The sequence below is a fragment of the Pseudomonas sp. HMSC065H01 genome (genome assembly GCF_001815235.1).
Lineage (GTDB): Bacteria > Pseudomonadota > Gammaproteobacteria > Pseudomonadales > Pseudomonadaceae > Pseudomonas > Pseudomonas aeruginosa.
Map to the genome: position 1 here is coordinate 1 of NZ_KV819880.1, position 560 is coordinate 560.

The 560-nt window shown below is 58.6% G+C and carries 2 protein-coding genes; both read left to right on the forward strand.

Annotation, left to right across the window (positions count from 1 at the left end; translation table 11 throughout):
* Positions 1-266: hypothetical protein (locus tag HMPREF3014_RS14740; RefSeq protein WP_218189579.1), on the forward strand; the 266-nt coding region annotated here is incomplete at its 5' end.
* Positions 267-307: 41 nt separating this feature from the next.
* Entirely contained in the window at positions 308-529 is a 222-nt protein-coding gene (locus HMPREF3014_RS14745) for a hypothetical protein (protein ID WP_070734318.1), read from the forward strand.
* Positions 530-560 lie beyond the last annotated feature (31 nt).

A 560-nucleotide genomic window follows, 5' to 3' on the forward strand; every position in this document is an offset into this window, starting at 1 on the left:
AACGCGGGAGAAACACCGATTTCACTGGCTGGCCCTCCACCGAGGGCCAGACGGGAAGTCAACACGCCCTGGAGGGCAAGACGATGAAGACCGTAGTTTTTAGCGACACCCTCAAAAAACTGTCGGTTGGGCAAAAGGTGTACGCACAAGGTGGAGGCCACGGCGTCATCAGCGAAATCCGCGAGAACTGCGCATTCCCGGTGTTCGTCACCTTGAACAGCGGACGCAAGGACGCCTTCACGGCTGCTGAAATTTTCCCTGCCTAACCACCCAGCCCGGTTCTCCGTGGCATCACCGAGGAAAGGACATGGCATTCGTCGAGGTAAGCAAAGAGCAATTTTTCCAGGCTGTAGGCGGCCCCGAGAACATTCACCCGACGCCGTACCCCGATTGCTCGGAGTGGAAGAACCTGAGCACTCACGAGGTCGTTGGGCGCTCTGAGCCCGTCTACAAAAGCGCGCACGGGACTCCGCATCGTTATTGGCTGACTGAGCAGTTCGCTAACCGCAAATCGATCAAGACAGCCTAACCCGCCGCCCTGCCGGTAGCAGGGCATCACC

What these genes read in the sequence shown, in the direction of transcription:
- HMPREF3014_RS14745 (WP_070734318.1), top strand. Translation starts at nt 308, where the DNA reads ATGGCATTCGTCGAGGTAAGCAAAGAGCAATTTTTCCAGGCTGTAGGC.